The sequence below is a fragment of the Priestia sp. KCTC 13724 genome, assembly GCF_056820425.1.
The window spans coordinates 1-4,744 of record NZ_JBXDLD010000148.1 but is presented as its reverse complement, the minus strand read 5'-3'; the positions used below and the strand labels follow the sequence as shown (position 1 = coordinate 4,744).

Sequence of the window (4,744 nt, the reverse complement as noted above, 5' to 3'; positions counted from 1 at the left end):
GCATCTGAGCAAATTTTAAAAAGAATAGCCGGTGTTCATATGCCGGATTATTAAGTAAAACTTATATAAAAGTTATAATTCCCCATATAAAAACTTTAATATCTAGTATTGTAAAAATATTACTCATAACTTATAATCTTCTAGACTACATAAAAAGGAGAATGAGAGATGAAAAAAGGGGTTTCAATTTTACTTGCTTTACTACTGATGATTAGTTGCTTTCCTGCTGTGTCATTTGCTGCTCAGTCCAAAACATTTGAAGCAGACTTGACGAAATATTTAACAACTGTCAGTACTACTCGTGGGTTTGATGTTTCAAAAGATGATATTGAGTTTTCACTTTCACTTTACGATGAGGAATTATCAAACTTTGATACTGTGGAAGAATTAAAAGATTTTTTGGGTGACGTCATCAAAAGCGACTTAAGCAATTTAAGCTCTATCTATGAAAGCTATGACTTAAATCAAAAATCTCTTCAATCATTATTAGAAGAAAATGGTGAAGATTTAAATGATTACGTATTTGTTGATGATTTAGACCAAACAGTTTTTTTCTATTTAGAAGATGAGTTTGACTATGCCGATGATGAAGAGTATGCGGACGAGATTAGTACTGATGATTTTGAATCTACTTTAAAAATGTTGGAAGATGAGTTTGGACTAACGCGTGAAGAGTTAGAGCGCATTAACGATCACTTAATGTCAATTGAAGATGAGCTTGCGGATGAAGAAACGTTAAATCGCTTAATGGCACTTGCCGAGCGTCTAGCAGCTTTTGAAGACTTTGATACAACAACTGAACTAACTTCTGATCAAATTGCGGAACTAATGTCAATTTATAACGAAATGCTTTCTATCTTTAAAATGAAAGCAACATATACGTTGATTCAAGACGGAACCGAAAAGACGTTATCTTTATTTGATTTAATGAATATGAAAGAATTAAAAAATGCTAGCTTAAAAATTAACCTATATACAGCTGACGGCAAATTTTTAGCTGATATGATTATCACAGGTGAAATGGTTAATTCGGATACGGTTGCAAACACAGGAACGAGCATTGAAAAATCTGCTCAAAATGTAAATAACATTGTAAAACAAGCACCTGTTAAAGAAAAAGTTCAAAAAATAGAAGTAAAAAAAGCTGAAGTAAAGAAGACTGTTAAAGGAGCTCGCTTACCAAATACGGCTTCAGACTATTTATTAAACACTTTAATTGGATCAGCCCTTGTTTTGTTAGCATTTGCTGCATATCGTAAAGTGAGACGAGCATGATATGGAACCAAGAAGTTCAAAAGGAAAAATCAGTCGCAAAAAGCGATTGATTTTTCTTTCGATTATTGTAGGGGTTCTTTGTTTCGGCCTATGGTTTACCACTACTAATGCTTATAAGTTTGCTAAAGGATATTTTGCTTATAAAACAGGTGCTGTTGAACCACAGGTAACAGCACCTGCTGAAGCAAAAGCAGGACAGCCTATAGAGAAAGAAAACAGCAGTTCTTTAAAGGAAATCAAAAAGAAAGATGCATCTTATCCTTCACAGCCTAAAATAGGAGACTTAATGGGTGAACTAGAAATTCCAAAGCTGAAGGCTACGCTTCCAATTTATCATGGTACTAACGAAGATGAGCTTGAAAAAGGCGTTGGTCATTTTGCAGACAGCGTGTTGCCTGGAGAAAGCGACAATTCTGTGCTATCCGGTCATCGTGATACAGTCTTTCGAAAACTAGGGGAAGTTGGAGAAGGAGACTTGTTATTAGTTCATACAGAAGCGGGATCATTTACGTATCGAGTTAATAAAGTGCGAATTGTCGATGCCGATGATCGAACCGTAATTGTTCCTAAACCAAGAGCTACTCTAACAGTCAGTACTTGTTACCCTTTTAACTTTATAGGTTCTGCGCCAGAACGCTACATCCTAGTGGCACATCTTGTTTCTTCAAAAACAACATAAAAAAGATAGCGTTTAAATCACGCTATCTTTTTTATTTAATGGAAAGAGATTGACTTTTTTAGTAAATCAAACCAGATTTTTAACGAAGTCGCGGTAATAACAATAGCTAAAACAACTTGAAGGGAACTCACTTTTGTCTTTTGACCAACAAATGCTCCAATTGGCGCTGCTAGTAAGCTTGCACCGATAATCATCAGCGCAGGTAGCACTAACACTTGTCCAGTAGCCACTTTTCCGAAGGTTGTTCCAATTGAAGATAAAAAGGTCACTGCTAGTGAGCTAGCAATTGTCACTCTTACCGGTATTTTTAATATGGTAATCATAATTGGAACAAGCAAAAAAGCACCACCTGCTCCCACAATCCCTCCACATATACCTACGGCTAAAGAAAGCGGAACAGCTAGTTTTTTTGAAAACCAGACCTCCATTTTGTTCTCATCTTGTGTAGGCTTCTTAGGTGTAAACATAAGAATTGCAGCAATTGTAGCCATTACTCCATAGATTAAATTAATGGTATCTTCTGAAAACGAATTAGACAGAGTTGAACCAACGAGACTTCCAAGCAACACGCTCGTTCCCATATAAATGATAAGTGATTTATGTAAAAAGCCGCCTTTTTTATAGGCAAGCGTTCCAGAAATTGATGCAAATAAAGACTGTACCGCTCCGATTCCCGCTACTTCATGCGCTGTAAATGCCCCTACTCCAATAAGGGGTGGTACAAAAAGTAAAACTGGATATAAAATAACCGAGCCTCCAATACCAAACATACCCGCTAAAAATGAGCCTAAAAATCCCAACGCAAATACTGTCAGTAATAATTGTACGTCCATCTTGTCACCTTCTAAATTACAACATGTAGCCTTAGTAGTAGTTCATCCTTTCTCATTATAGCACTGTCTTGTTTTCATGTAAGATAATTCTTACCATTTATTTGGCTTTTTATGATTCTAAAACCATTCTGAACTATAGAAAAATTCGAAAAAACAGTTTATAAATATGCTATGATAAAGGTATATTTAATGCTTATTCTTATTAATTTCGGAGGTTGTTTTATGTTTGAGTATAAAATTGATAAAGAGATTAGTTTACAGTTAATTGAGCCAAGTGATGCATTTCCACTTTTATCTCTTGTAAATGAATCACGACCTTATCTGCGGGAGTGGTTGCCGTGGGTTGACAGTATGAGAAGCATCTCCGATTACGATGATTTAATCCCCGAATGGCGAACTCAATATTATAACAATCAAGGTTTTCAAGCAATTATTCGCTACTATGATGAAATTGCTGGCATGGTTGGATTTCATGCAATTAACTGGGGGAATAAAAGCACTAGCCTTGGCTATTGGATTGGGGAGCAGTTTCAAGGAAAAGGTATTATGACCAGAGCTGTACACGGTTGCCTTACTTACGCATTTGATACGCTGAAACTTCACCGAGTAGAAATTCGCTGTGGGGTTGATAACCACAAAAGCCGTGCCGTTCCCACACGATTAGGCTTTACTGAAGAAGGCATTTGTCGTGACGGAGAATATTTATATGACCATTACCATGACCTTGTGATTTATGGAATTCTCCAACATGAATGGAAGAAGCTAAATTCAAAAGAAACAGCATTATAAAAAGCCACACTAGCGCTGTCATGCGCTAATGTGGCTTTTTCACGTAAATTAAACCATGCCTTATTCAGAATGTTTACTCTTGAAAATCGTATATATATTAGTAGGCTAACATCATAGGAGTGAGTTCAATGATTTCTTTACATGCATGGAGCTTATTAGTGGTTGTCTTATTTTTTGTCTATCTACTAATTAAAAACTTATGTCCTTTATATCCATTTAACGATCTTCAAAAGAAAACGTCTGTCCATCGCAAAAGTGAGCTGTTGTATCAATATATTCCCCTTTTAACTATTGGTTGCTGTATGTACATTAATTTACCTTTTACTACTAAGGTAGCTTTTGTTATCACTATTATCTTATTCATTTCTCACATCTTCACTTGGTGGTTTCCGTATTTTTTAGGTGCTCACCGAGTGACAAAACATGAATATGAACAGCTTTATAGCAGAACAAGTAAAATACTCCCCTCCATTAGAACAAACCTTGTTCCCGATAACCAACACCTCATTGTGACTCTCTTCTTTCTATTATTACTTATTCATGAATTTATCATCATTTTCTAAAAGAGGGTGGGACATAACAAAACAAATTTCCAAAAAGATGAACACTCCCTTTTCTCACCTCTTTACGTTACCTGAACACGTTCGTTCCATTGCGCTACGGCCACTCGCTTTCCGCGGAGAGGAATCCGAGCTTCCTCGCTGCGCTGCGGGATCTCACGTTTTCCTCTCTTTCCCGCAGGAGTCGAGTGTCCTACGCTCCATTCCACCCTGTTTCCAACATTGTTTTCACAATCATCAAAAAACCTGAACGATCAAAAAATGAGGACCTCTCAATCGTTCAGGTTTATCATTGACTGAATTACTTATGTCCCAGCTTCTTTTTATCGTTTGTTACAAGCTTTAATAATTCATCGGGTAAAGGAAACTTCATGTGATTAATCTCAAATTCATTTGCTTCTTCTTGTTCATCGTCTACAAGCTTTAAGTAATTGATTTCTTCATGAAGCTTTTCCATTTTGCGATCTAATTCGGCTGCTGTAACCGCCGCTTCCTTTAATTCATCTATCAACTGCTTTGGAACCTTTTTATTATATTTATAGTCACTAGTGTTGCATTAATTTAAATTAACTATTAAAAAGACTCAAAATCTTCAATTTTATTATTTT

The 4,744-nt window shown here is 36.0% G+C and carries 7 protein-coding genes; 4 read left to right on the top strand and 3 right to left on the bottom strand.

What is annotated here, in order from left to right; translation table 11 throughout:
• The first annotated feature begins 168 nt into the window (after window positions 1–168).
• On the top strand, window positions 169–1,275 hold the full coding sequence (locus AC1UFB_RS16975) for a processed acidic surface protein (RefSeq protein WP_482589536.1): 1,107 nt from the start codon (window positions 169–171) through the stop codon (window positions 1,273–1,275).
• A gap of 1 nt (window position 1,276) precedes the next feature.
• Entirely contained in the window at window positions 1,277–1,954 is a 678-nt protein-coding gene (locus tag AC1UFB_RS16970) for a class D sortase (RefSeq protein ID WP_061785277.1), read from the top strand.
• A gap of 35 nt (window positions 1,955–1,989) precedes the next feature.
• Here AC1UFB_RS16970 and AC1UFB_RS16965 read toward each other — a convergent pair whose 3' ends face one another.
• Window positions 1,990–2,787, bottom strand: coding sequence for a sulfite exporter TauE/SafE family protein (locus AC1UFB_RS16965; protein ID WP_100347157.1), 798 nt, complete (start codon window positions 2,785–2,787; stop codon window positions 1,990–1,992).
• Between the two features lie 222 nt (window positions 2,788–3,009).
• Between AC1UFB_RS16965 and AC1UFB_RS16960 the strand changes: the two genes are divergently transcribed.
• Window positions 3,010–3,576, top strand: a complete 567-nt coding sequence (locus AC1UFB_RS16960; protein WP_061785275.1) for a GNAT family N-acetyltransferase — start codon at window positions 3,010–3,012, stop codon at window positions 3,574–3,576.
• A 128-nt stretch (window positions 3,577–3,704) separates the two neighbouring features.
• On the top strand, window positions 3,705–4,139 hold the full coding sequence (locus tag AC1UFB_RS16955) for a hypothetical protein (RefSeq protein ID WP_025909942.1): 435 nt from the start codon (window positions 3,705–3,707) through the stop codon (window positions 4,137–4,139).
• Window positions 4,140–4,201: 62 nt separating this feature from the next.
• Here AC1UFB_RS16955 and AC1UFB_RS16950 read toward each other — a convergent pair whose 3' ends face one another.
• Window positions 4,202–4,345 carry a hypothetical protein gene (locus AC1UFB_RS16950; protein WP_176031323.1) on the bottom strand — a complete coding sequence of 48 codons (144 nt, stop codon included), beginning with the start codon at window positions 4,343–4,345 and terminating at the stop codon, window positions 4,202–4,204.
• Window positions 4,346–4,437: 92 nt separating this feature from the next.
• Window positions 4,438–4,647, bottom strand: a complete 210-nt coding sequence (locus AC1UFB_RS16945) for a hypothetical protein (protein WP_482589535.1) — start codon at window positions 4,645–4,647, stop codon at window positions 4,438–4,440.
• Between the last annotated feature and the right edge of the window lie 97 nt (window positions 4,648–4,744).